The organism is Vibrio sp. 10N.286.45.E10 (genome assembly GCF_002874195.2).
Lineage (GTDB): Bacteria > Pseudomonadota > Gammaproteobacteria > Enterobacterales > Vibrionaceae > Vibrio > Vibrio crassostreae.
The window spans coordinates 960,577-986,081 of record NZ_MCWD02000001.1 but is presented as its reverse complement, the minus strand read 5'-3'; the positions used below and the strand labels follow the sequence as shown (position 1 = coordinate 986,081).

General features: G+C 43.1%; 27 protein-coding genes and 1 pseudogene. 8 read left to right on the top strand and 20 right to left on the bottom strand.

The annotated features are described in order from the left end of the window. Window positions 1-51 precede the first annotated feature (51 nt). Complete coding sequence (locus BCU34_RS04380) at window positions 52-1,398, top strand: ATP-binding protein (protein WP_055318564.1); 1,347 nt, start codon at window positions 52-54, stop codon at window positions 1,396-1,398. Window positions 1,399-1,505: 107 nt separating this feature from the next. Here BCU34_RS04380 and BCU34_RS04375 read toward each other — a convergent pair whose 3' ends face one another. After that, on the bottom strand, window positions 1,506-2,783 hold the full coding sequence (locus tag BCU34_RS04375) for an LssY C-terminal domain-containing protein (protein WP_102479707.1): 1,278 nt from the start codon (window positions 2,781-2,783) through the stop codon (window positions 1,506-1,508). Between the two features lie 14 nt (window positions 2,784-2,797). Then, on the bottom strand, window positions 2,798-3,526 hold the full coding sequence (locus tag BCU34_RS04370; protein ID WP_102479708.1) for a glycosyltransferase family 2 protein: 729 nt from the start codon (window positions 3,524-3,526) through the stop codon (window positions 2,798-2,800). A 369-nt stretch (window positions 3,527-3,895) separates the two neighbouring features. On the opposite strand from BCU34_RS04370, the gene rplY reads away from it, so the two are divergent. Beyond that, window positions 3,896-4,174, top strand: coding sequence for a 50S ribosomal protein L25 (gene rplY / locus BCU34_RS04365; RefSeq protein ID WP_017060373.1), 279 nt, complete (start codon window positions 3,896-3,898; stop codon window positions 4,172-4,174). A gap of 1,181 nt (window positions 4,175-5,355) precedes the next feature. Here the strand turns inward: rplY and BCU34_RS04360 are convergent. After that, window positions 5,356-5,682, bottom strand: coding sequence for a hypothetical protein (locus tag BCU34_RS04360; protein ID WP_102479709.1), 327 nt, complete (start codon window positions 5,680-5,682; stop codon window positions 5,356-5,358). Window positions 5,683-5,738: 56 nt separating this feature from the next. After that, the gene (locus BCU34_RS04355) at window positions 5,739-6,416 is read right to left on the bottom strand and encodes a hypothetical protein (RefSeq protein ID WP_102479710.1); all 678 of its coding nucleotides are present in this window, start codon (window positions 6,414-6,416) and stop codon (window positions 5,739-5,741) included. Window positions 6,417-6,698: 282 nt separating this feature from the next. On the opposite strand from BCU34_RS04355, the gene BCU34_RS04350 reads away from it, so the two are divergent. Together BCU34_RS04350 and BCU34_RS04345 are read left to right on the top strand one after the other, a co-directional pair. Beyond that, window positions 6,699-7,586 carry a tyrosine-type recombinase/integrase gene (locus tag BCU34_RS04350; RefSeq protein WP_102478635.1) on the top strand — a complete coding sequence of 296 codons (888 nt, stop codon included), beginning with the start codon at window positions 6,699-6,701 and terminating at the stop codon, window positions 7,584-7,586. Next, window positions 7,583-8,635 (top strand): transposase, encoded by a 1,053-nt coding sequence (locus BCU34_RS04345; RefSeq protein ID WP_102478636.1) that lies wholly within the window; start codon window positions 7,583-7,585, stop codon window positions 8,633-8,635. The genes BCU34_RS04350 and BCU34_RS04345 overlap by 4 nt, the downstream gene beginning before the upstream one ends. 266 nt (window positions 8,636-8,901) lie before the next feature. Here the strand turns inward: BCU34_RS04345 and BCU34_RS04340 are convergent, their stop codons facing one another. Further along, window positions 8,902-9,771 carry a hypothetical protein gene (locus tag BCU34_RS04340; RefSeq protein ID WP_102480520.1) on the bottom strand — a complete coding sequence of 290 codons (870 nt, stop codon included), beginning with the start codon at window positions 9,769-9,771 and terminating at the stop codon, window positions 8,902-8,904. A 153-nt stretch (window positions 9,772-9,924) separates the two neighbouring features. Continuing rightward, window positions 9,925-11,105, bottom strand: a protein-coding gene (locus BCU34_RS04335) for an IS3-like element ISVisp1 family transposase (RefSeq protein WP_102479999.1) whose coding sequence is annotated in 2 segments (ribosomal slippage) — window positions 9,925-10,820 and window positions 10,820-11,105 — 1,182 coding nt in all. Because the reading frame shifts where the segments join, the coding sequence is not laid out codon by codon here. Window positions 11,106-11,382: 277 nt separating this feature from the next. Here BCU34_RS04335 and BCU34_RS04330 point away from each other — a divergent pair. After that, window positions 11,383-12,339 carry an IS110 family transposase gene (locus BCU34_RS04330; protein ID WP_102480197.1) on the top strand — a complete coding sequence of 319 codons (957 nt, stop codon included), beginning with the start codon at window positions 11,383-11,385 and terminating at the stop codon, window positions 12,337-12,339. A gap of 64 nt (window positions 12,340-12,403) precedes the next feature. Here the strand turns inward: BCU34_RS04330 and yqfB are convergent, their stop codons facing one another. The 3 genes from yqfB to BCU34_RS04315 form a co-directional block, all read right to left on the bottom strand. Beyond that, on the bottom strand, window positions 12,404-12,715 hold the full coding sequence (yqfB, locus tag BCU34_RS04325) for a N(4)-acetylcytidine aminohydrolase (protein WP_102480582.1): 312 nt from the start codon (window positions 12,713-12,715) through the stop codon (window positions 12,404-12,406). Window positions 12,716-13,020: 305 nt separating this feature from the next. Next, window positions 13,021-14,112: a transposase gene (locus tag BCU34_RS04320; RefSeq protein ID WP_102479488.1), complete on the bottom strand. Its 1,092-nt coding sequence runs from the start codon at window positions 14,110-14,112 to the stop codon at window positions 13,021-13,023. Beyond that, window positions 14,109-14,966 (bottom strand): tyrosine-type recombinase/integrase, encoded by an 858-nt coding sequence (locus tag BCU34_RS04315; protein WP_099166413.1) that lies wholly within the window; start codon window positions 14,964-14,966, stop codon window positions 14,109-14,111. Before BCU34_RS04315 ends, BCU34_RS04320 begins: the two co-directional genes overlap by 4 nt. Before the next feature lie 299 nt (window positions 14,967-15,265). Here BCU34_RS04315 and BCU34_RS04310 point away from each other — a divergent pair, with 299 nt between their 5' ends. Together BCU34_RS04310 and BCU34_RS04305 are read left to right on the top strand one after the other, a co-directional pair. Beyond that, a complete protein-coding gene (locus BCU34_RS04310) occupies window positions 15,266-16,240 on the top strand; it encodes an integron integrase (protein ID WP_048609554.1) in 975 nt (324 codons plus the stop codon). A 427-nt stretch (window positions 16,241-16,667) separates the two neighbouring features. Next, window positions 16,668-17,627 carry a nuclease-related domain-containing protein gene (locus BCU34_RS04305; protein ID WP_017106003.1) on the top strand — a complete coding sequence of 320 codons (960 nt, stop codon included), beginning with the start codon at window positions 16,668-16,670 and terminating at the stop codon, window positions 17,625-17,627. A 96-nt stretch (window positions 17,628-17,723) separates the two neighbouring features. On the opposite strand, the gene BCU34_RS04300 is transcribed toward BCU34_RS04305, so the two are convergent. The 5 genes from BCU34_RS04300 to BCU34_RS04280 form a co-directional block, all read right to left on the bottom strand. Beyond that, window positions 17,724-18,986, bottom strand: coding sequence for an integrase (locus tag BCU34_RS04300; RefSeq protein ID WP_052879911.1), 1,263 nt, complete (start codon window positions 18,984-18,986; stop codon window positions 17,724-17,726). Continuing rightward, window positions 18,987-19,196: a hypothetical protein gene (locus BCU34_RS04295; protein WP_010434910.1), complete on the bottom strand. Its 210-nt coding sequence runs from the start codon at window positions 19,194-19,196 to the stop codon at window positions 18,987-18,989. Window positions 19,197-19,584: 388 nt separating this feature from the next. Further along, a complete protein-coding gene (locus BCU34_RS04290) occupies window positions 19,585-19,977 on the bottom strand; it encodes an NUDIX hydrolase (protein WP_102431636.1) in 393 nt (130 codons plus the stop codon). 61 nt (window positions 19,978-20,038) lie between these two features. Next, window positions 20,039-20,800 carry a nucleotidyltransferase domain-containing protein gene (locus tag BCU34_RS04285; protein WP_102478306.1) on the bottom strand — a complete coding sequence of 254 codons (762 nt, stop codon included), beginning with the start codon at window positions 20,798-20,800 and terminating at the stop codon, window positions 20,039-20,041. Beyond that, complete coding sequence (locus tag BCU34_RS04280; protein ID WP_102478305.1) at window positions 20,784-21,548, bottom strand: carbon-nitrogen hydrolase family protein; 765 nt, start codon at window positions 21,546-21,548, stop codon at window positions 20,784-20,786. Before BCU34_RS04280 ends, BCU34_RS04285 begins: the two co-directional genes overlap by 17 nt. A gap of 251 nt (window positions 21,549-21,799) precedes the next feature. Between BCU34_RS04280 and BCU34_RS04275 the strand changes: the two genes are divergently transcribed. Beyond that, window positions 21,800-22,321: a prepilin-type N-terminal cleavage/methylation domain-containing protein gene (locus BCU34_RS04275; protein WP_102478304.1), complete on the top strand. Its 522-nt coding sequence runs from the start codon at window positions 21,800-21,802 to the stop codon at window positions 22,319-22,321. Between the two features lie 82 nt (window positions 22,322-22,403). Here BCU34_RS04275 and BCU34_RS04270 read toward each other — a convergent pair whose 3' ends face one another. From BCU34_RS04270 to BCU34_RS04245, 6 genes and pseudogenes are all read right to left on the bottom strand, one after another. After that, window positions 22,404-22,937: a GNAT family N-acetyltransferase gene (locus BCU34_RS04270; protein ID WP_102478303.1), complete on the bottom strand. Its 534-nt coding sequence runs from the start codon at window positions 22,935-22,937 to the stop codon at window positions 22,404-22,406. After that, window positions 22,927-23,475, bottom strand: coding sequence for a GNAT family N-acetyltransferase (locus BCU34_RS04265; protein ID WP_102478302.1), 549 nt, complete (start codon window positions 23,473-23,475; stop codon window positions 22,927-22,929). Before BCU34_RS04265 ends, BCU34_RS04270 begins: the two co-directional genes overlap by 11 nt. A gap of 38 nt (window positions 23,476-23,513) precedes the next feature. Further along, window positions 23,514-23,735, bottom strand: a pseudogene (locus BCU34_RS04260) (GNAT family N-acetyltransferase); the annotation flags it as partial. A 48-nt stretch (window positions 23,736-23,783) separates the two neighbouring features. Beyond that, window positions 23,784-24,431 carry an HAD-IA family hydrolase gene (locus BCU34_RS04255; protein WP_102478301.1) on the bottom strand — a complete coding sequence of 216 codons (648 nt, stop codon included), beginning with the start codon at window positions 24,429-24,431 and terminating at the stop codon, window positions 23,784-23,786. A 201-nt stretch (window positions 24,432-24,632) separates the two neighbouring features. Next, window positions 24,633-25,121 (bottom strand): hypothetical protein, encoded by a 489-nt coding sequence (locus BCU34_RS04250; RefSeq protein WP_102478300.1) that lies wholly within the window; start codon window positions 25,119-25,121, stop codon window positions 24,633-24,635. Between the two features lie 63 nt (window positions 25,122-25,184). After that, complete coding sequence (locus tag BCU34_RS04245; RefSeq protein ID WP_063522405.1) at window positions 25,185-25,436, bottom strand: TIGR03643 family protein; 252 nt, start codon at window positions 25,434-25,436, stop codon at window positions 25,185-25,187. Window positions 25,437-25,505 lie beyond the last annotated feature (69 nt).

The following is a 25,505-nucleotide window of genomic DNA, read 5'->3' as shown; positions in this document are numbered from 1 at the left end:
GATCGTCGCAATACTGATAAGTCACGATGAGCAAAGGCAGGCTAGAAATGCATGAATCTAAAGAAACGAACACTTAAAAACATCAGTCTAAAAAGCCGCTTGCTCCTCGCTGCGGCTTTTTGGCTAGGTGCGATGATATTAGCGGCAGGTGTAGGGATTCCGAAACTGGTTAACGACTACCTCGTCGATGATATGAAGCAGCAGCTTGGCTTAACCATGGATGAGTTAACCGCCAATATCGAAACCAATGACAATGGCAATTTGATCATGGCAGAGCGTCTGTCTGATCCTAGGTTCAACCAGCCCTACAGTGGTATTTATTGGCGTGCCGCTACCCAAGAACAGATCATTCGATCTCGCTCGCTATGGGATAAAGACCTCACCATTAAGCGTTCGCCGATTCACACATCAGTCAAAGGGCCTGAGAAAGAAAAGCTGATTTACATCGAGCAGGATATCTACCTGCCTGAACTGAGCGACCCTGTCACGATTACTATTGGTATTGATGAAGATCCGCTAGAATCCACACTGACCGAGCTTACTGGCCAAGTCTGGTTAATCCTAATGCTGTTGTTTGTTGGCGTGCTTATGTTGATCGGCATACAAGTCAGTTGGTCGCTGCTACCGCTCAGTAAAATGCAGCGCGAACTGGTGATGCTAAGAAACGGCGAGCAGCAAGGGCTAAGCGATAACTACCCGAAAGAAGTTTCGCCATTAGTATCAGACCTCAATGCTCTTCTTTTTCATTACCAAGAATTACTGGAACGAGCTCGTAACCACGCTGGAAACCTATCTCACGCATTAAAAACGCCGCTGTCGGTTCTGAAAAATGAGATAGAACGACTTCCTGAGGATGACAAGGCACTGCTACAACAGCCTATTCATCAGATTCAAAGCCAAATAGACTATCATCTTGGCCGTGCGCGCATGGCGGGTGCCATGAACATTCTTTCGGTGAAGTCTTCACCTTGTGAGCGTGTTGAAGCTATCTCAATGGCGTTTGATAAGGTGTACGCTGCCAACGAAATTACCATGATTAACGAGCTAGACTCAGAGATTGAAGTGGCGGTCGAAAAAACCGACCTTGATGAAATGGTCGGCAACTTACTAGAGAACAGTTACAAGTGGGCGAACAATATAATTCGTGTCCATGCAAATGAACTCGACGATGGCAACATTGAATTGGTGATTGAAGATGATGGCCAAGGCATTCCTGAAGAGAAGCTTCAGCAAGTGACCAAACGTGGTGTTCGACTTGATGAAACCACACCAGGAACAGGCTTGGGGCTTAACATCGTGAATGAAATGGCACACAGCTACCGAGGCAGCCTAACGCTCAGCAAAAGCTCAATGGGCGGCTTAAAAGCTTCTCTGGTGTTTAAACTAAGCAAAGGCTAACCACGTTCAGTAAAAGTTAAACGCAATAAGCCCTAGCGCAATGCTAGGGCTTAGTTCAATCGACCTTATATACGACCCTATATATCGTTCACAGCAACATCCAAAGCTTACGAAGCATCACTCAGGGTCGTTGATCCAATCATTAAAATCCTACCATCTGTATAATAGTCATGATCTTCATTAATCACTTCCACCGTTGCCAATGGGTACTTGTCTAGCTCGATGTCAGGTAGTGACATTCGTATCTGATTAGCGAGCCTATCTCGCTCTTCATCAACATTAGGGTCAATGTTATGAAGTACGGTCACAATGCCTGAGTAAGGCGTGACTTTAAGGCCATCGTCATAGCTAATTGCGCCTAACCACTGAGGCTGGTTAGTTTTAATATCAACACCTGCACGCCACCAGCGAATATGGCTGCGCTTCATCAGGTTACCCGGCAATTGAAACGCCATATCTTGTGGCTTGTCTCGCCAATATAAATCAGACACAGGTGGCGTTTTGTCTCTAAGCAATGCGAGATAACCAGCCCATTCAATCTCATTTCGAGAGAATGTTTGATTCTCTATCCAGCCTAATTGCTTCATTAAGTCTCTTGGGGTTGCGCCAACATAAATGACGTTGATCGCTTGCGCTGAATAGAATGACGATTTGCCTGGGAATGCTTTATAGGTAACCGAATTCCAGTCGACTTTGTTTATTTGATCCGTCTCTGGTTGATTCTGAAAGTCATCAGCTTTCCAAAAAAAGTGAGCGTAGTTTGCAAACAATACCCATGCCAATAACAGCGCACTCGACTTAAGTACCAAACGTCGCCACTTCATTCGATAACCAATAATGGTGAAAACCAATACCGCGAATACCCCGACGATCAAACTATTATGCTCAGAGATAAATATCTTAAGGCTATTAAGCCACGGAAAGTTTTCAACGCCGTGTGCCAGTAACATACCCCAAGCAACAAACTGCCCGCCACCAAGGGCCAAGCCGATAACGGCTAATGCACTGAAGTTGCGCCACGGTACACGATGCGAGCCAGCTATAAATGGCACAACCCAAGCAATAGGCCCTAACAAACGAGCAAAAAGAATGATGTACGTGCCTTTGCGAACAACCAGATAGCGGCAGCGCGCAATTAATCTTTTGGTTTTAGGACGAAACTTAATGAGCCTTCGTTGCGCCTTAGCACCGTATTTATAACCAATGAAATAACTGAGTTGGTCACCAAGCAAACCACCTAGCATCACCAAAACCAACGCCATCCATGCACCTGAATACAGCTGAAAGCCCGCTGCGATAAAAAAGGGCTCTCCCGGTACAAATAGGTTTGGGCCAATGAGAGCATCACCCAATGCTCCCAGAAAAAGCCCTAGTCCATCAAACATAACAACCTCAATGCTTACTGTTCTTTGTAGTGACCAAACTTGTAGTTCATCTCGTTGTTACGCATTTCGCCTTTAAAGAAGCGTCTTACATTGGCTTTAAGATAAGTAGAGCCTGTCTTCACAACGCCATCTTGGTCTAAACGACGTGGGTCAAACCCAAAAGTCATATTCAGGAATCTAAATCGCCATGTTTTGCTCGCACGTTTTACGTAGTCACAGTCTTCACACAGTACGATCTCTTCATCGAACCCACCGATCTCATCATGCGCTCGTTTCGTCGAGAAAATACACGCACCAATCGCCGTCGGGAAAAAGAACTGGGTAGTAAACAAACCTGCGTTAAATAGCCCGTAACCAAGCTTGTGCACAAGCGGCAGACCTTTCGAACTCATGTACACTCCGGCCACTTCAAGCTTCTTCTCTTCTAGCTCGTAAAGCGCTTTCGCAAGGAAGTTTCGAGGCAAGCTCACATCAGCATCTAAGAAAAGGATCCTGTTGTATTGCGCCAATGACGCACCTGTGTTTCGGCCAAGGCTCACACCACGATTTTCCATATGATGAACAGTTAATTTTGGCAACGCGTTTTCATAAGCTTGTGCCACTTCTCTTGTGTTATCTTCACTGTTCGAGTCGACAACAATTACTTCAAACTCTTGGTGGGTTTGCACGCTCAGCTCTTCCATTAAGCGGCTAATGCGTTTCTCTTCGTTTAGCGTAATTACGACAATGCTTACCGGTTCCATATTTTCACCTATTCATTCTGCTGTTTAATTAACACTAAGATTAACGAACCAAGCCTTAACCAAGTCTTAGGCAAACATTCATTTTCCGTTCATTAACTTGATGATTTAGCAGTGATATAAATAGATGAGAGTGGTGCTGTAAAAGGGGTTAAAATACGCGAAACAAGCGTTAGCGAACATTTTATCTCCAAATGAACCCATTATCTAAGGAAATTCACTTTGAGATGGGCTTCTTACTTGCTCATATTGGAATGTGATGTTAGTATCCGCGCTCGCTTAAGCATGAACTCGTTTGTGTCTAAGCATTACCACACACTCAAGGTCGCATTGAGGTGTGAAGTTAATTTTTACTAATTTGAGAGTAAAACTATGAAATTTGAAGCAGTAGTACGTACTGAACTAGGTAAAGGTGCGAGCCGCCGCCTACGTCACGCTGGTAAATTCCCAGCTGTAATCTACGGTGGCGAAGCTGAAGCTGTAGCTATCGAACTTGTTCACGCTGACGTGATCAACCAAATGGACAAGCCTGAATTCTATGAAGCAATCACTCTACTGATTGACGGCGCAGAAGTTAAGGTTAAGCCACAAGACGTTCAACGTCACGCGTTCAAGCCAAAAGTTGAGCACATGGACTTCATCCGTATCTAATTCCCTACCAAGGAATAAGATTGGATTAATCCAGCCTTCTGCATAGAAAAGATAATCGATCTTACCAGTCGAGAAATCTAGAAATTCGAAACCCCGATGCTACCAACATCGGGGTTTCACCGTTTTTGAGCCCTCAAAAACGTCGTAAATCTCGCGCAATACACTGAAAATAATCAACTTTCCCCTTCCCCACTTTGTCCCAATCTTGCTTGGGTGGATTAAGGGTGGACGAAAGGTGGACTTATACAGTAGTTTTTCTAACAGTAAGACTAGACCGCTTTTTCGCTAGGTTCAACACACTACTCAAACAAAAAGGCAAAACCGACTAGCATCTAGAATGTTACTTGTATGGCCTTGTACGCACTTCAAAACGAATATCGTCATCAATAATGGGACGACTCCTTTGGCATAACTAAAAATCGCTGAGAGCCGCCTATTTACATTCCTGTGTATTGGACAAGACGTTACCACCACGTAATACACTCCAGGCTAATCAAACAACACTGAAAGGCGATCAAGAAAACACTTCTAGCCTTTCGTTCATTCTTAACAGCACCTTCCAACCTAATCCTTCAACTCTCATTTAATGACATAACATGCCTGAACTACCCACCAGCAAGTAAACCTACTCATCCAATATTAAGAGCTTTAAAGGCCTATAGGCACTCACTGATCCGCACACTCACTTTCAAAACATAACACTCGGCTTCTATGGCCAAAAATCATGGATTCGGAATCCGAATAATTGCTAGAACGTCTATGCAAACCAAAAATATTCAAGTATTTGGGTCCAAGAATTTGTGATGGTGGGGCTCTGGTCGCATCACAAGCATAAACTCCCGTAACCCCCACCCTCGTGCACTCTAGGTGACACTTTCAGCTCACCTAGAGCGCACGGATTTAAAGGGCTATTGAGAGGTTTTATTGACAAAGTAATGTTGACACTTTTTTGGAAGAAATCTCAATCCAGATTCTAGTGCTAATTCTTAAAAATCAACGGCATTTTGAAGGAGAAAAAACCGAGTAACTCTACGATTTTCAATACAACTCGTATAATAAACTCGTAAAAGTGAGGTTGCCGAAGCAAAAATGTAGCGGATATCCGAATTCGCGAATAAAAAGGAATAATATTGAGATGGTTGCAGCTATGAAAAAGAAGCGGCCTGATTAGCCAACTTTCCTTAGGCTCTTCTTTCTAGAATACTCGTAATGTCTTTTTTGAGTTCGTCTGAAAGGCGTTCAAATTGTTCTGGTGCAACCAAGCCTTCCTCACACATTTGCATGAGCTGAATAAATGCACGGCTTCGAGAGTGGCCATCAAAAATCAACTTCATTTGCTTTTGAGATTCTTTGGAATACTGACACATAAAGTTGAACCTTTCCCCTACAGGTTCTGACTCATCAGTAATCGTTTTGATGGCTTCATCTAGCTGTCGAGTACAAAACACTTTCGCTGCTTCACTCTTTATTTCACAAAAGATTTTCCAATCAGACTCTTTGATATTCATACCGCTCTCCATAAAGTGTTACTTCTTAGGGTAGAACATAGCGTCTTAGACACTTGTTATACCGTTGAGTTCTCAGTAACAAAACCTTCCGATTCAAGATCCAACTTTTCACCACAATGCTGACAATGAGCGAATAAAGGAACTGCTTGTTTCATTGTGATATGAGCAATATCGGTTTTATTGCATTTACCACAAGTAAACTTATGAGTTGATACCTTTGGTAGAGCTGGCAAGTTTCGTAGTGCTCTGTATGCGGAATACGCTAGTTCTTCAAAATCCTCTAATTCATGATTAGTTAGTGAAAAGCCGTCTTCGTGAACAAGCTTATTCCTTATCGTAGCAACGGCTCTCAATTCTTTGACGAGCTTAGTCGGTAATATGCCAGAAACTGAAGATGTTTTCTCATGTAAACCTTTACCTGTAGCCCCCATTTTTGCCAAGCGCCCTTCAAGGTCTTTACTGTTCTCAATAACAATTTCGTAAGAGCTTTTCTTATGCTGAACAAGTTCAGTGCTACGCGAGAACGATAGTGGACTCGATGCTTTAGTATCTGAACTTGATTTGGAGAAGAAATTATACGTGTTCGTTGCTAGCTTAACTTTGTAAAAAATTAAGCCTGCCCCCACCGACACCCCAATGCCCATGAGTGGGTTAACTGAAAATAATATTAGAAGGATGAAACCAAAGATTACTATTAGAGAAACATGTACTAACTTTTGGATTAAATCTAACACCTAAAAGTCCTTATGTAGAGAATACAACAAGTTGAATATCTTACACTTCCTTTTATACGTCTTCACTTAGATTTGTTAAATACTGTGCAGTAGCCCAACAAGGGGTATAACGCCGCACTAAGGTGTGAGCGGCGCTTGGCTATACTTGAGCGAAGCGAAACTGCCAACCGTTGCTGTCTTAAACAGATTGTTGAACGAAGCCGCTACGCGGCAGAGTAAAACGAGTGCAAACCATACTCTTGTAACACCATCACCCTGATGGTCGTTCACAGGAGTAACCCCATGAAACCCGATGACTTAAAACGCTACAACACCCTTTATGAACAACACCTTACCAACCTAAAGCTGCAAGGTAAACGACCTGCGACGATCGATGCCTATTCCCGTGCAGTTCGTCGGATCACCGCTCATTTCGATCGCGTACCCGATACGTTAACCACTGCCGACCTCAAACAGTTCTTCGCGTCTCTTATTCAAACCCACTCGTGGAGCACCATAAAACTCGATCGTAATGGCTTGCAGTTTTTCTATCGCTACACGCTCGATAAACAGTGGGAATGGCTCAATATCGTCAAGCCGCCACAAGTAAAACGACTGCCCGACATACTGACACCGCAACAAGTCAGCTCACTGATTAGCCACACTCGACAGACACGTTATCAGGTGTTTTTTCTTACTCTGTACAGCATGGGGTTGCGCCTTGGTGAAGGACTGAACCTAACGGTTCATGATATCGACAGCCAAACAATGCGCGTTCACATACGGGAAGGAAAAGGCGGAAAAGACCGAATGGTGCCGCTTCCGCTGCGAACGCTTAAAGCTCTTCGCGTACATTGGCTTACCCATAAGCACCCTTACTACTTATTTCCTGGCCTTGGTACCTGTCGCGACACCCTCATGGATCGTGGCGGTATTCAAAAAACCATGAAACTTGTGCTCAAAGAGTGCGGGATCCAAAAACACGCCAGCCCCCACTCACTTAGACATTGCTTCGCGACGCACTTACTTGAGCAAGGGTTAGACCTGCGTTCACTGCAAACGCTACTGGGTCATGCAAGCCTCAACACCACTGCCCGTTACACTCGAATGACTACGCTAAAACAACGCGATGCTGCGATGGCCATCAACCATTTAACTGATGCTCTAGACTTAACGTGGAGCATTACATGAGTACCTTTATTGAACTGCTTCGTCAACATCACTCTGCGCTTAAACGTCACTATTATGCGCAGATGAATGGCGATATGCATCGAGCCATTGGGGCGATGCTCCGTTGTAAAACAGAGCAACAAGGTCGCTCACAATGGTTCTGCAGTCACTGTCATCACGATGACCGATTACCGCTTTCTTGTGGTCATCGTCATTGCCCTCAATGCCAACAACGCACCACTTCTGACTGGCTTCAACGTCAGCAGCAAAAGCGGTTACCTGTTCACTATTTCATGGTGACTTTCACTTTACCGTATCAATTAAGAGCCTTAGCGAGGCATCAACCTAAAGCGATATATAACGGTATGTTTAAGGTGGCATCGGGGGTATTAAAGGATTTTGCCAACCGACAACGGCAAGGTGAACTTGGTTTTACCGCCGTGTTGCATACTCACAGTCGACAACGAAACTTGCACCCACATCTGCACATTATCGTGGCGGCAGGCCAATACGACGCGTCGAGGCAAACGTGGCACAAAGGCAACAAGCATTACCTTTTCAACGCGTTTGCTTTGGCCAAAGTATGGCGAGCAAGAATGCTGGATGCCATTAATCAGCATCCTATGCTGTGGCTTCCCAATGGTATACCCAAGGAATGGGTGGTCGATTGCAGACAAGTGGGGTACGGTCAGGCTGCGCTCAATTATTTGTCTCGCTACCTCTATCGCGGTGTTCTGCCTGATGAAGACATCATCCATATCACCGATGACACGGTCACCTTCCGCTATAAAAACAGTCAGACTAAAACATGGCAAACGCGCACCTTACCCACCCTCAAGTTCTTGTTGCTCATTTTGCAACACGTGCTGCCCAAAGGGTTACAGCGAGTAAGAGACTACGGTTTTTTGCGCGGTCAAGCACACGCCTTAAGAACCCGCATTCAACTGCTGCTGTTGAACCTCCTCTATAGGATGCCGCCACTCACCGCACCGATAAGGAGCAAAGCGATAAGAACCTGCCCTTGCTGTCAGCATCAGATGGCGTGCGTTGGAGTAAGCCGACCCATGTAGCCGAAAGGCATTGATAATAAGGAGAATGGCATTGACGAAATCAGAGGAGATGTGACGACGAAAGAAACGAAAAATAGCTAACTGGTTGATAAGATTGCTATCGCAACCTTATCTTGACCTCACTCGCCTTGAGAAAAGCCTCAAAGCGGTGCGCCCCTTCAAGTTCAATCGTACAATTCACTTAATAAAGTGGCTTCGGGCTTGTTCAACACTCGGGATTTAGTGTTGGCTGCGCAACACCTTAATCCTTATTTGTTATGATTTTCCTAAAGCATGTGTCGCAATATTTTTTCGTTGATTTTTCCATCTTTAGGGCTTGATTCACAACCTAATGCATGAATAACTGTCGTATTAATAACTCGACTCTGTGCATTATCTAGAACCACGCCAAATCCGTTCGCAAAGAAAAGCACGCTTTTCGTTTCACGCCCAACATATTGACGCATAATGTCTTTGTTTTTTGACACAAACTCACTTAACCGCATGTAGAAATAATTATTTAAAGATTCCACATTTGTAAATACAGCAGGTTCATCCTGACAATCAATAAGGTCAGTAACATCAAGCGCAATAAAACCAATTTTATTCCTCTTAGATATACCAAGCCTACTAACAAGCTGCTTTTCGGCTTTTTTAAACCGTTTTACAAGCTGTTTTGCTGACTTAATGCGCTTACACTCTATAAATATTTCTTTATCTCTGTATCTAACGACTACGTCACATTCACCAGAGATATCGACAACCAAACCACTATTTTTGAACCGTGCTGCAACTGCCAACTCATGTAAATAGTCTCTTGACGCATCATTTTCCTCCCGAGCAGCATCATATCGAAACATCTGACCAGAAATAACCGTTTGAATTTTACTTTTCAATGTCGGCTGTTCATCGTTAATAAAAGCTTGAAAAACTCTTAAAAGATCTTCAAGCTCTCTAGCGATCAAAGAGTATTTTTGTAGATCGGTAAGCGAGTCGAGCTTTTCTTTACCTTCAAGATATCTCAAATATTGACCCAGTCGAGTGTTTCGATAGTCAATACTCAAAGCTTCAGACATCCATTTTGTCGCCAGCAAAAGCTCAGATTCTACGTTGCCTTTAGTCTTCAACGATAAACCTGATTCTAGTGAATATGTCATTTGTTCCTCTAAATCATAACGCCGCGTTAAGTGGCGAGCAACGCCAACCACCCTACCTAAACCATTGTGATATAAACACTAAAAACGAAGTAAGCCGAAAACCCCAAGCGTTGGGAGTGATCTTCACCCGATAAAATGGACACCCTATTCTCTTTAACCCGTCACGACTTCATACTCATGTGGGGTTCGATATCCGAGACTTGAGTGCAGTCTATAACGGTTATAAAAATGCTGGATATAACCGGCAAGTTTATCTCTAAGCTGCTTCTCACTTTTAAAACTATTTTTCCTAATTATGTCGCCTTTGAGCGTATGGAAGAATGACTCCACCTCCGCATTATCGGTGCAATGACCTGGACGATTCATACTTGGGACAATTCCATTTTTTGATAATAAAGCTTGAACTTCATGGGCTCGATATTCAGAGCCTCTGTCGGTATGAAACAATAAGCGCTCTTGTGGCTTTCGATTTCTAATGGCCATTCTTAACGAACTCATCGTTAGCTGTGTACTCTTCTTACTACCAAGCGACCAACCGACGATTTTACGTGAGTAAAGGTCGATAACGACGGCTAGATACATCCAACGTTTACCTTGCTTTATATACGTTAGATCTCCAGACCATTGTTGATTAACTGCCGTTGGTTTTGGTGTGTCTTTTTTAATATTCTTAATCGATTGATAGAACCGATGTAGCTTGGCCATTTTCATGTAAATGCGATAACTTCGTGCTCTTAGCCCTTGCTCTCTCATGATCCGAGCCACACGCTTGCGGCTAACCAAAACGCCTTGGCGCCTCAGTTCTGCATGAACTCGTGGGCTGCCGTAAGTCTCTCGACTCTGGGTAAACACTTTAATTATACGCTTCTTCAAAGCCTGCTCTTCTTGATCGTAGCGGCTTGGTTCTCTATCAAGCCATGCGTAGTAACCCGACTTAGAAACAGATAGAAAACGGCACATCAATACAATGGAATAACGCGTTTTGTAATGGGCTATGAATCGGAATTTTGTCGATTTTCTTGGGCAACGAATCGTTGCCACTTTTTTAGCAAGTCATTCTCGAGCTTAAGTTGTTCATTCTGACGTTCGAGCTCTGCAATCCGACTAGACTCAGTTTTCTGGCTCGGGATCTGAGTCCTTTTCTTACGTTTATCTTCCATAATAACCCCTTCTCTATAGTCCTTTCGCCATTTAGAAAGCATATAAGGGTGGATATCTAATGATAGCGCCACGCTTTTAACTGTAGCTCCTTCTCGAAGCGAAAGTCGGACAGCAGTTACCTTAAATTCCGTAAGATATTGTTGAGTTTTTTTACCTGATTTATAAGCTGGCATAAACACCTCCAATTACTATTGAAGGTGTCCACTAGATCGGGTCAACTACAGAGTCCGTCTTAAACGCTTTGTATGGATAATAAGCATTCCAATCGGGTAAGGTGAGACCCAGACTTTAGCTGCAACTAAAGTTCTTCTATCTGGTAGTTCGATTAAACGATGGCTCCTCGATTGAGAGACCGGTAACAAGTACGAACGTCAGATAGAACTCCAAGCACCACACTCGAATAGTCTTCTGGGTCTCGAGCCCGCATTTGCAAGCAAGAGTTAGCTTATTATGAATACAAACACACTTCAAAACATTAATGTTGGCGTTGATACTGGTAAGTCACAATTAGACATCTATGTCCGTCCACTCGACATTTACTTCACCGTACCAAACACCGATAAAGGCATCAGCGATGCCATTAAAATCATTAAGAAACACAAACCTCAACGCGTCGTCATCGAGGCTACAGGTCGATTAGAAATGCCCTTCATACTCGCCTGTGATAAAGCCAAATTGCCTTATGTCGTTGCCAATCCACTGCGTATTAAAAGGTTTGCTGAAGCCATTGGTCAACGAGCTAAGAACGACCGTTTAGATGCCGAGCTCATCGCACATTATGCCGAACGAGTTCAGCCCGAACTTACCAAGCTAAAAAGCGAAAACATACGCCTTATGAGTGACTTAGTCACGAGGCGGAACCAACTACTCACCATGCAAACCATGGAAAGAAACCGACTACAAATATTACCCAAAAACATCTCATCGACTATTACTCCGATTCTAACCGCTCTAAAAAATCAGCTTGAAAAAGTAGAGGCAAAGATAGAAAAGCTGATTGAGAGCTGCCCTGAATATCAAGCTAAGAACACCATCCTTCAAAGCATGCCTGGCGTAGGAAAGATCCTAGCCGCCTCCCTAATTAGCAATGTACCCGAACTCGGTTTTATCACTAACAAGCAAGCCTCTTCTCTCATTGGCGTCGCACCTATAACAAGAGAGAGCGGACGCTTCAAAGGCAAACGGATGATAAAAGGAGGTCGGCCTCAAGTTAGAACAGTCATGTACATGGCAATGATGTCGGCTATCCAATGCAACCCTGTATTTAAGGCTACTTATGAACGATTACTTGCGGCAGGAAAACCTAAAAAAGTAGCGATAGTTGCCTGCATGAGAAAGATGGTTGTGACACTCAATTCAATGCTAAGAGACGGCGCAATGTGGGATAAAGATAGCGTCAAAAATTAACTATTGACGCCATAGTCTCTTGTTATGTGCGAAATATTATGACCGACTCGGCTACCTCAAAAATTTAGCACACCACCTTAAATCGAATAAAATACAAGCTATTTTCGACGGGGTAAATCTTGCGCAATATCCACTTGAGCATAAACACAAACGGTAAGTTCTCTGCTTTAGCATGCTCTCGGTTTAACTCTGCGAACTTTACAGGTTCTACGCTTAGAATCTCGATATCGCAGATTCTTCTACCTTCTTCATGAGTGCTCGCTTCAAGAAATTGTCCGACATAATAGTGACTCTCCGTTTTATCACGAATCGTAGCTACCTTTTTACCCGAGGTAATCTGTCGTTCCATACGTTCGAAAAAAGTTATTTTATCCAATAAGTTACCCTACTATCTTAAAACGCGCTTCTAGCACATAACGCTTAAGTATTTATCCGTTGTCGTAGCACAATGGATAAATACCTGTTGGACTTGGCTGCTTCTATCTATGGAATTTGCTTTTTAGGACTGACTTGCGTTCCACTCTTATCATTAAGACCGGTACCCCGTCAGCCGTCCATTTTCCACTTCTAGCCGCCAATTTATCTACAGCGACTATACCCGTTGCATAATCTTTTTAAAAGCGAACAATGCCCCTCTCTCGCCATAACACAACGATAATTTTATTCATTATAATCAGACAACTAGGTCAGTTGGTACTCTGAAACGACTATCCTAGGTCTAATATTGATGCACACGAGTACCATGCTGTTGCTATGGCAGTTCGGACAACAAGGTTTCTCTTTCAGCACTTCCGATTTCTCTGCGGGTCGCTTTCGTAAGCTTTGCCTAATTTCCGCTATCGCTTTTACCCGTACAGCATTAGCTAAAAAGCCATAGTAGCGTATTCGCATTAGCCCTTTAGGCAACACATGTAAAAGTAAGCGTCGAAGTAACTCGCCCGCATTACAACACATTCTTTGCGTCCCATTGGTTCGGTAGTCTTTGTAACTCATCGTGATACGGCCATCCACGTTATAACTTAATTGGTTGGGATTTAACCCGATACGATTGCAATACCGAGATAGATAACCCACTACCGCTGTAGGCTCGTGGAGTACAGGTTTACTGTACACAACCCATCTCTTACTAGCGGCTTCCTCTAATAAATTACTGTGCGTTGCTATCAACTCGCTTACTCGACATAACATCTCTTTCTTAAAACGAACGGATAAGGCTTTAACCGGAAGCAGGTAACTCTCTTTTCTTGTCGGTTGCCATTGCCGATCTTTTGTAAGCACCCCACTCGGTAGTAGGCAATGAATATGAGTATGTTGACTCAGATTTCTTCCCCAAGTGTGAAGAACCATTAATGCTCCAAGTTGACCGACAAGGTGATGCCGCTCATTAGCAAACGCGCATAATGTTGCCCACACTGAATGAAACAAGCATTGATAAACCACCTTAGGATGCGCTTTAACCAGAGCATTGAACTCGTGAGGTAAGGTAAAAACCATATGATGGTAGGCCACAGGTAAAATATCTTGGCTTCGCTTTGTTAGCCATTGCTGTCTCATCTGCTCTTGGCAATTGGGGCAATGACGATCTCGACAAGAGCAGTTCCAACGAGTTTCATGACCACATTGCTGACAACGCCAGTCGTAACTGCCCATACGCTCCGTTCGGCAGTCTCTTAAATGGTTAAGCACTTGCCACTGTCTCGGTGTGACTTTGCTTTTATCAAGCTCTTCTAAACCTTGTGTTAATACGGCTTGGTAAGGAGATAATGCGTTCATTCGCTCTCCTCCCATAGTTGAGCAACTAAGTCGAACTTACTTCCGTCCGAGCTTTCGTTGTGATGACCTATCCAATGGGTGTACCTCAATGTCGTTTTGATATTCGAATGTCCGAGGTAACGCTGCAGAACATTCAAAGGCATGCCCGATTCGAGCTGATGAGTCGCATAAGCGTGCCTCAAGGCGTGTATTCCTCCTAATTTTCTGACGTTTGCCTCAACTTTTGCTGCTTTGAAGCACTTCTGCAAAGAGCTAATACCCAATGGCTTTTCGGGCTCTAGGCTGGGAAACAGCACTACGGTTGGGTGATAATGACGCCAGTAATTTCGAAGATGATTCAGTTGGCTATCACCCAGTGGAACAAAGCGATCTTTTTTACCTTTACCACAATGAATGTGCAGTCGTTTCGCCGTACCATCGATGTCTTTCACGTACAAGCCGACGACCTCACTGACACGTAGGCCACACCCGTAACACATTTCAAGTGCGGTCTGATATTTAAGACTTCGACAATGACTAATGATACTTCTTACTTCCTCGCGATTAAGCAGCTCCGGTATTTTACTGGCACGTTTAATCGGGGGAACCAGTCGCTCTTCAAATTCTCTATTCAAAACGGCACGATAAAAGAACAAGATAGCATTCAAAGCTTGAGCACAAGTACTACTACTTAAGCTCCGCTCTGTGGTGAGCGTACGTAAATAAGCACTAATCTGTTGATCGGTGAGTAAATCAGGGGACAGATCGTAAGTAGTAGATAGATCTTTAACCCAACGTAAATAGCTTGCATGGGTTTTCGGAGAAAAACGGCGAACCGCCATTTCATCGATAAGTTGTTGTCTTAATGGGCTCATGATGTATTCCTTAATCTATGGATACATCATAAGTTTCGTCTATCGGATAGGTGAGAGGAAAGTCCTCCGCGAAGCGGCTTAGTTCAACAGCTATATTAGACAGAAAAATTCTGCACTTAAATACAGAATTATTCTGTCTAGTATCTTAATGACGTAAACGATACCCCGTTTTTATGAAAACTAACAGTAACTTAAGCACTACAGCCTCTTTCCTACATCCCAAAATACAGAATTTTTCTATATAGCATGAATTGATGTGCCAAACTGAAACTCATGTATGGATAACCAGTTACAGTTTAATGAAAAAATCACCATTTCTATCGTATATACAAGAATACATGCTTGGACGGCACTATGCCCTTCGTACAACGGAGGCGTACATTTATTGGATTCACCAATACATTCTTTATCATGATAAAAAGCACCCAAAGAGCTTAACTTCTAGACATGTAGAGGATTTCCTAACGCATCTGGTTGTTAACAAAAAGTCAGCGAGGAAAACGCAAAGTCTGGCTCTCAATGCGTTAGTCTTTTTATACAAAGAAATTATTCAAGAACCCATAGAACTTGATATGCAGTTTCGGCGCTCAGATAAATCAAGAAAATTGCCAACAGTCATGACTCCAGAAGAGATTGGAAGGCTATTCAATCACTGTTCACCTAACTACAAATTACCTTATCAATTAATGTATGGATCAGGGTTGCGTTTAATGGAGTGTCTACGCTTACGTGTACAAGATATCGATTATGCATATAAATCTGTACGTGTATGGCAAGGGAAAGGAGGTAAAAACCGTATAGTGACAATAGCACCAGAGCTTTTCCCCGCTATCAAACAACAGCAACAGAGATCCGCGAGTTACTATCATCAAGACATGAATGACACAGTTTTCTCTGGTGTATACATACCTGAAGCACTCGCTAGAAAATACCCGAGCGCAGAAAGGAGCCTAAATTGGCAATTCCTCTTTCCCTCTAGTCGTTTGTCGCCAGATTTACAAACAGGCGAGCTACGTAGACACCATATTCACCCAACAGCGCTTCAAAAACACATTAAGGTAGCAGGCCAAAAAGCCAACATTGAGAAAAACATCTCGTGTCATACTTTAAGGCACTCATTCGCTACGCACCTTCTTCAAAGCGGAGCGGATATCAGAACCGTTCAAGAACAACTTGGGCACACCGATTTGAAGACAACGCAAATCTATACTCACATCATTGATAGAGGCGCCAATGGCGTTGTTAGCCCACTATCAAGAATATTCGTGAAATAACGATAAATGAAATTCGGATTCCGAATTCTGAACTGACTTCATATTCACGAAACAAGGCACTATCACCTGCTCTTAGGGCTGAGGCCTCTAGTCACTCCAAAAGCTCACTAACAATTTATGTGTGTGTTTTTCTCTGCAGCAATGCCTGCGTATCACCTCTTATTGTTACGCCACCATTGCCTATTTACAACTTTCATGGCGCTCACAACGCCCTAACACGCACAATAACGGGATGCCTAACAAACACATTATTAAACAGCGGCTTGCAGGTTTCCTACTCTCTACTTCGAGCTTTCGAAAAGAGATATTTCACAATTTTCATCAATAACAGTGTTCGAAAAAGAACATATGTCTCAAAAACATACACACCATCAATATGAATAAGACTGCATGGTAAACTGCTTTTATAAAAAAGCAGGAATAAAGAATGATTACTAAGGATAGAGATTCAAAAATCGACAACAGTCTTCAACAGAAAGCTGGCGCAAAAGTAGAGCAAGACGTCGCGTTTTACTTACGCAGAGAGTTTGGAGATGCAAATGACATTTTCATTATCAATGACCTACGCATACAGTTTAAAAATGAAACTGCTCAGATCGATCACTTAGTCCTTTATAACAAAGGATTTATCATTATTGAGTCGAAATCAATTCGTGGTGAGGTTAAGGTCAACAATCAACTCGAATGGAGCCGAACCGTAAGAGGGAATTGGACAGGAATGCCCTCGCCTATCGAGCAAGCTAAGTTGCAAACCAAACTATTGAAAGCACTGTTAAATGACAACGCTAAGTCGTTGCTAGATCGAATTGCGTTTGTACAAGCTTACTTTGGTGGTCGCTGTTGGGATCAACTCTGTGCCGCGTCCAACGACGCGCTAATCGATCGAACTTCTATCCCTAAAGATATATCGAAGAAGCTCATTAAAGCCGAATCTATTGGTAGCTGCGTTAAGGGTCTCATCAAAAAGCACCGCGTAGGTTCAATACTAAATCCGAATCCTACGTTTAATCGTGATGAACTGTACCGCCTGGTTCACTTTCTAAACGAACAACATGTGCCTACGTCTTCTCCGGCTCCCAAAGTACATATCGCAGAATTGAGCGAAACTGAAAAGGTAGACTTGATTCCAGCTCAAGAAACAATTGAAGAGGCCAAAGTTCCACAAATAAGGCATGGTTTTAATTGTAAGAAGTGTCAAAGCCCTCAGACCGAGCCGAGGTATGGAAAGTATGGGTATTACGTCTACTGCCCACAATGTAAGGTGAACACTGCAATGCGTATTAGTTGCCATTCTTGCCAATCTAATTCAGCTAAAGTCAGTAAGAAAAAGAACACGTACTCAATTGCATGCTCTTGTGGTGAAGGAACTCAAGTCGTATTTCCATAACCCAATTATTCGGAATCCGAATTACAACGCAATTTAAAGCGATACGGATTCAAATTCGGATTCCGAATTCCTCCAAAACTAAACAACTAACACAAATCACTTCTGGCCACTTTTCGGCATCACCTCAACAGGTGGTACTTGGTGCCAAATAATGTCACTTGTACCTGTATAGATTTTTGTCGTTTTAGCGTTCGCATGTGCCATTCGCTCGGTAGCACTCTGCCCTTGCTGTTCAATCATTCGAGCAGCCAACCCTCGAATTTCATGATAGGTCGGTCTCAGCGATTTCTTTAGGTGGCTATAAAGCCCTAAAGAGTCTCGAACCTTACTGAACTCTTTACTTATATTGTGGTGATGGACTTGGTAAAGATGGTCGGTCTCTTTTGAAATGCCACGTTGCTGCTGTTTGGGTTTACGATGAACGATATAAGGACAAATCAGTCTCGATGTTTTAGAAAGATCGACAATGTCTTTAATCGTCTGAGTGACAGGAATGGCGACAGTGGAAGCATCAGACTTTTTTACCTTTTCTCGATGAACATAAAGCATTCCATACACTGCATGCCCATCCACATACTCCACCTCTTTGTCAGGGTTCCAAAGAATCCCACAAACGCCTTCCCGTGGTTTGTATATCCGATAACGAAGCCTATAGATCTCTCTCACAGCATGAGTCGTCTCAAGTGTTAAGCTCATTGCGACCTTAAGAAACAGTGGCGCTGCATCGTAGACCTTTTGGTAGTGTTCGATATCTAGGTCGTGGCGAGCTTTGGTGTAATCCTCTCTGGTTAATCGACGCTGTTTTTTATTGAGAACAAAATTACTCTCAATAGCACTTTCATCGGCAAGGTAGGAAAATACCTTTTTAAGATTACTGATCTTATTGTTGAGCTGACGATTACTTAACTCTGAATAGTATTTCGAAAGGAACTCATTGATGTGCTGTAACTTGATCGATTTGGTTGGCAACCGCCCCATGAACTCATCAAGGCGGTAACAGTCCCTTTCCAAATTTCGATAAACGTCTTTGGAAAGCCGTTCTTCTTTCTTCACACGAGACAACACTAATGGAAGCCACTCTTTTAAAGGCCGATTAAATTTGTCCTTACGGCCTTTGGAGACAGCTTTGCGAAATGGGGTCATCTCAGAAAGGGAAAACGCGCTTCCTAACTCAGGACGATATTGCAAGTTGTAAACATGCGCAGCTTGTATCGCTTCTTGCTCTACAGTCCCGATAGGAAATAGCTTCTTCACACCATCCACGGTCGTAAACCGAAATCGAGATTGCCCCCTATGGCTCATTTTCACCAAGAATGGAGGGTAATGAGCCGTTTCTTTGCTTCTAGCTCTACCAACCATTTATGACTCCAAGAATCTTAGAAGTTCACTCACCCTGTCTGCTGGGTTCCCTATCTCGTCGTCAACACAGACTAAATATCGGCCCGTTGGCGTTCTAGTGCCCTCGAGCTTGCCATGTTTAATCCAGTTTATGATGGTGGTATTGCATATCCCTGAATCAGGGTAAAACTCATCAATAAATTGTCTAGGTCTGATTTTACGCGTCGCCATGTCGTTCTCCTTACCTTTCTCACTACATGAAAATTAAGATTTTTCATCTACTGGTAGAAAAACTATGCACGATTTTTTCAGTGACATTCTATTTGCGCAGCAATTAACGAAAAGGATTCCCGAAGCGTAAAACGATTCAACGAATCGATTTCAAGCCCACTTTAGGGTGGACTAATACAGTAGTACCGAGTTGCTAATTTATTGATTTTATTTGACTATTTCATTGGCCTTTTTAAGCGTTTTTTAGGCCAATTAGAGCTTAACCACCAGCTCTAAATACATGAAATTCATATAAATCAATATCATACAGCTAAGATTACTACCAACATCGGGGTTTCACCGTTTTTGAGCCCTCAAAAACGTCGTAAAGCCTCTTAACACCACAGCTCTAAAGAAACATCCCCACTCGCTCCACTTCTTTCAAAGCGACACCATCGGCAGTGATGCCGGCAGACGCTGTATTCAATGGATACCACTCAATGCTATCGGCTTCTTGTGCGGTTATCTTCCCTGTCCATTGGCTCACAACAAAGTAATGAATCAACTGTAGCTCTGATGTTGGGTGATAGAGTGAACATAAGAAGGTGTAATGAGTTGGAGTAACGTTGAGCTCTTCTTTGAGCTCACGAAACAAAGCCTGCACCTGATTCTCACCGTGCTCAATATGACCACCTGGAATGGTAATTACGCCGGGATCCGTCTCCTTAGACTCACTGCGCTTTTCCAGCAATACTTGTGATTCGCTGAGCAAGATAAAAGAAACACACTCGTGTACATCCATCTGATTTTCCTAAAACCGTTACAACGGTAGTTAAGTTTGCTGTTCTAGCTTGTGTTAATCCTTAATTTACAACAAGCTTTTTGCTTAGCCTTTCATACAATTCAAAAGCCTCTGTTTTAGATATCAAGTTTCCAAGAGCATATTGATACGCCAACTCAATATCGTCGCTTTGATTTGGATAATAGCGCTTGGCTACTGAGGCACACTGGCTCAGGTCTGTGTACCAACTTCCGTCTTTCTCAGCAACAAAATAATACGCTGCTCGCACTAACTTCTTGCCAATCACCTTAGCGATATCCCCGTCAGCCATTGTTTTAAAACTCAGGCTCATTTGCTCAAGAAAAGTAGGCAAGTCGCCATTGAGAGCTTGGGCGATTTCAATACTGGGCTTATATAGCGGGAACTCTGTAGATAAATCCTTACCCCAAATACAACAGCAACAGTGCTTGAGCCAAAAGTGCCAGTGATACTTTTCTGTGGGTTGCAGAACATCGCGCAGGAAGCCGGGATCGATATCAAGCTTACTGACTTGGGGATATGCTTCAGGAATGGTGTCAGAGAGATGCTTAAATACTCGCCTCTCTTTTGGGCCAATAGGCGTAGTCAGTACGATAGAAACATCCAAATCTGAACGACCAACAATGGCCGTTCCTCTTGGTACACTTCCATACAAGTAGATGCCATAAATTTGCTCCGGAAGTTCACTTAACAACGAATCAATAAAAGCATTCACGACACCTTGAAATTCAGGAGCAATGTTCTTAGGTGAGTATAGGTTTTCGATAAACCCGTCTTTATCGAGGCCTCTAGTTTGATTCAGCATGCCACTTTCCTGCTATATTAAGATCCGTTTCACAGCCCGATATAGTACATAGAACAATGCCACTCTCTTTTGATTTTGCACTGATCACGCGTTCTCCTTGCGAATTCCAAACCGAACTCTTACCACACGTTCCCCAGCCTCCCGTCAAAGATATATGGTTACTCAGTAATACTGGTATACCGTGTTCCGACGCAATTCCAGCTAAGATTTTAGAATCCGGATCAAAGCCATTCTCAGAGATTAAAGCGCTCGCTAAATAGATATCAGCGCCTAGATGTTTGGCTCGTTGGGAGTGATCCGCCTCTATGAAGTCAGCACATATTGCTAGCGCGATTTTATGCCCATTCACATCAAATATATAATCAACATCGCCAGCGGAGCAGTAGTTGCCCTCTCCATCATGCAGGTGCTGTTTAGAGTAGAACTCGACTCTGCCGTCGGGAAAACAAACAACGGCGCCTATGGTGGGGTGGGATAAGTCTGGAACTCGCAGGGGACAACCAGCCACAATAATCGTCTCACTTTGAACCGAAGCTCGGGAGAGTTCTTCAAAGTTTGATGGCTCAAGAGACAACGCAAGTTCTTCCGCCAAATCAAGCTCATAGCCGGTTAGTGATAGCTCGGGGAAAACAACCACATCCGCATTGTACTTTGACGATTGCTCTATCATTTTTAGATGTTGCTTAAGGTTTTCTCTCCAGTTGCCTCTTACGACAGGAATTTGGGCCAAACTGATAGTGACACTCATTTCAAACTTCTCCCAAAAACAAATTTACCGTTTCGACCATACTCACTACAACAAACTCCTTGTCTATCTAAATTCAATATTGAAGTGAGATATCCGGCTCTTAAGTTATTTCTCGATTGGGTTTTATAAAATAAGGCCATGTAAATCACAACATTTATGATTGGTTTATAAAATCACCTCTGAAATATAGTAATTTCCTTTGGTAATAGTCACTTATGGTGCATACTTTCCGCCTTCAAAAGAGGTGCATAATGAAAAAGAGCGGTTTTACAATTATTGAGCTTGTTGTCGTTATTGTGATTCTTGGAATAATCGCCGTTACGGCAGCGCCCAGATTCCTGAATGTGAGTACAGATTCGCATATTGCAGCCGTAAAAGGTACTGGCGCTGCTTTCAAAGCAGGTGTCGATCTTGCCTACTCAAAAAATTTGACCTTAAACGGTGGCGGTCCATCTACGAACATCCCTATCTATGATGACTCTGCCACTGGCCAGCTTGACTTCAATGAATGGGGATACCCAGTACAGCAATGGCCTTACGCAGAAGATTTTCCAAGGTTGGATAATCCGGAAGACTGTATTTCGGTATGGGGAGCTCTCCTGCTTGATCCACCAAGCGTTTCTAGCTTCAACTCACCGACTGATACTGACTACATCGCTGAGTACATCCACACCGACCAATGCCGTTATCATTATCGAGTCGTACCGGGGATATCGATTTACTACAACTCGATGAATGGCGATGTCACCGTGGATGACGAACCAGACAGCTAAGCTCTAGTTTAATACTCAACGTGTTGGTACACACAAATAAACTTAGAGAATGCCACGCATCTATATTCAACCATCCCAGAAATTAAGATAAGCACGTTTTGGCATAAACCAGCGTGCTGTCTAACTCTCCAGAAGGTAAACACCTAGCATTAGCTAGACATGCTTCTTGCTTGTAGCCACATCGCTTCGCCACTGCCTGACTTTTCAAATTCGTTGCTGCCATTTTGATTTCAACCCGCTTTGCCCTTTTATTAAGGAAGGCAAACTCTTCGACGAGTTGAATGGCCTCGCTCACATAACCAAATCCAGTTTTCGAAGTTTGTAACCAATAACCGACTTCAAAACAAGGTACAGAATCGTCGCGGATAATAAAACCAATGGCGCCAATGAACGCCTCAGTGTTCTTTTCAATAATATTGAACCAAAACTCCCCCATAAAATTAGAGAAATTACTGGCGGCCTCTTGAGTATTGAGTTCAAGTTGTTGCCGAGTTAAGGATTCAGAAACCCAAGGCAGGAATTCGGACAACTCAGCCATACATTCCTGAACAACGTTAAACATTTCATCAGTATAGATTAATGAAGGAGGCGTTAATTTAAGTCGTTCACTTTCCATTACTCTCACCTTCCCACTCTGAGCGAAGCATCGCTAATACAACGGTATCCCACCACTTATTTTTGAAGAATCGGTGCTCTTTAAAGCAAGCTTCTTGTCTCATTCCAAGTGACTTGCACAGCCTTATCGCCGCTAGATTCTCACCAATGGTTTCTGCATAAATTCGATGAACCCCTAACTCTGAAAACCCAAAACCAGCCAGAGCTTTGGCCGCTGCTATGGGTAGCCCTTTCCCCTGAATTTCTCTCGCAAAAGCGCAGCCCATTGAAGCTTGCTGGTTATCTTCAAGGCGTAAACACACGGTTCCGATAAACTTCCCTGACTCTTTACTTTCAACAGCTAATTGATAGGACTGACGAGGATCTTCCTCAGCCTGTTCAACAAACGATTGGGTGAGTTGATAGTATTTACTAGGCTCACAATCAGTCTCATCATAGAAGCGCTGATATTTTGCGTCCTGTGACATAGCCACAAACGCGCTTTGATCCTCAAACGTCATGTCTCTTAGAACCAACCTGGCAGTGTCTATTTTGAACATAAAAATTCCTTTTTATCTGTCCCCTAAACTGCATTGCGTTACTGACAGTCAAGCCAATAACGAGCAACTGGGCCAGGAAAGACTTTACCAAAAACTATTTTTTCAAACTTACCCCCATTTGCCTCAATGACTTTTCGTGAAGATATATTGTCTTCGTCTGCGGTAATCAAAGCGTGTTTAATACCCAGAGAGCTCGCTTTTGGAATAGCGAATTTGAGCATTGCCTTGCCGTAGCCAGAACCTCTCTTTGAGGGCGATACTAGTTTCATTGTTATCTATTCCTCTTAAGATAAAATTAAAGGATCTTTCTAATAAGCACGATGAATCTGATAGGTTCCAATCGGACTGCAGGTAAGTTTGAGCTCATCAAACCCATTTACGATCAAATCTGCTGATTTTAATTCTTCTCTGGTATGGCTGGTTAATAGAGCGATCGTGAAACATCCTGCCTTCTTGGCCGATAGTACGCCAGATGGTGAATCTTCAACTGCAACGCAATCTTCTGGTTTTGCGCCTAAAGCTTCTGCGGCTTTAAGGAAAGGATCCGGTGCTGGCTTACCTCGTACCACATCTTCGGCACAAATCATGACCTTTGGCAACGTAAAACCGGAGGCTTCCAAGCTTGTTGTTGCGACCGCTCTAGGTCCACTCGTTGCGATTGACCAGCAATCCGGGCCTAATTTTGATAAAAAATCATGAGAATTTGGTATAGCCTTGGCGCGCTTCATCTCTTGGGTCGCAATAGTTTTGACTTTATTGACCTCAGTGACATTGGAGAATTCCATGCCAATACAGCTCAGTGTCTCTTCGATTTTTCGCCCGTGTATATACTCACTCATGGTTTCAAAACGAACACCAACAGTCTTGCACCATTTTTTCCAAATATTGTCGATAACCACTTGGGTATCAACCAGTGTTGCATCGACATCAAAAATAAACTTCTTACATTCAACCATGAACTCTACAACCTATAAAAATACTCAATTTACTCAAGCTCATTAATGATGTCGCACGCACTAATAGATTTACGTAGCTTGATTCAAAAAATTAGTGCGCCCGAACGTGGTGTGATGAGTGTCTTTCAACTCAGCATTAGAGTCCACATTTAGAACTAAAAAATGCCAAGCCATAAGATTCAACCAATCTATTAACGACCACTACTCTAGGCGCTTTACTACGTCATAAAGTTCCAGTAGTTGCCTACCATCACTAGGCATCCCTTCATAGGCACCAAACGCACTAGGGTAATAGATAGGCAATGCTGTCATCACAAACTGAGCCAATGAAAAATAGACACCAAAGTTAATGACGTAAGAAACGATGTAAGGGAGTTGATTGCTATTAATAAAATACAAAGATAGACACAGGAGTAATGAGGTAAGTGGCCCCATAACTAGAGACCATGCTTGCAAGGATTTACTGCCCTGCTGAGTTATTGAGGCAAAGCCAACATTCATTGAAAAGCTTGAAATTGAAAGTGTGAGATTGCCAATTTGAACAACCTTGGCCTTTTCGCTATTCCCGAGGGTCACCTCGGCTTTGTGACCCGCAATAAGCTGAGGGATTGCATGCCCCAATTCATGCAATAAGGTGGCGATAGGCATCACAAACAAAAAGCCTATCGCTAATCCAATCAAACTATTCAATCTCAATCTCCCTATTTAGAACGATAGCCACTGATAGAAAGAGGTAAATGGTTGGTAGAAAACCTACTGCCGCTTATATTGTGTTGGGCAATAACCTCTCGACACTTCAGAGCTACGAAGTTTTACATGTTTTGTCGCACGACCTGCGACGCGAGCGCGCCACAATTTGAAGCTACCCGGCTTCATATGGCTGCGCATAAAACGAATTACCTGTGATTCATTTAAACCAAATTGGTGTTCTATTGCCTCAAATGGCGTTCGGTCTTCCCACGCCATTTCAATAATTCTTGATTCATTCTCTTTAGATAATTTCATTGTCTACTCATCCTTTAAAATCTGAGTAGAAGTACGCTCACTCTCACTTTTTAGATCAGGGTGTTACTA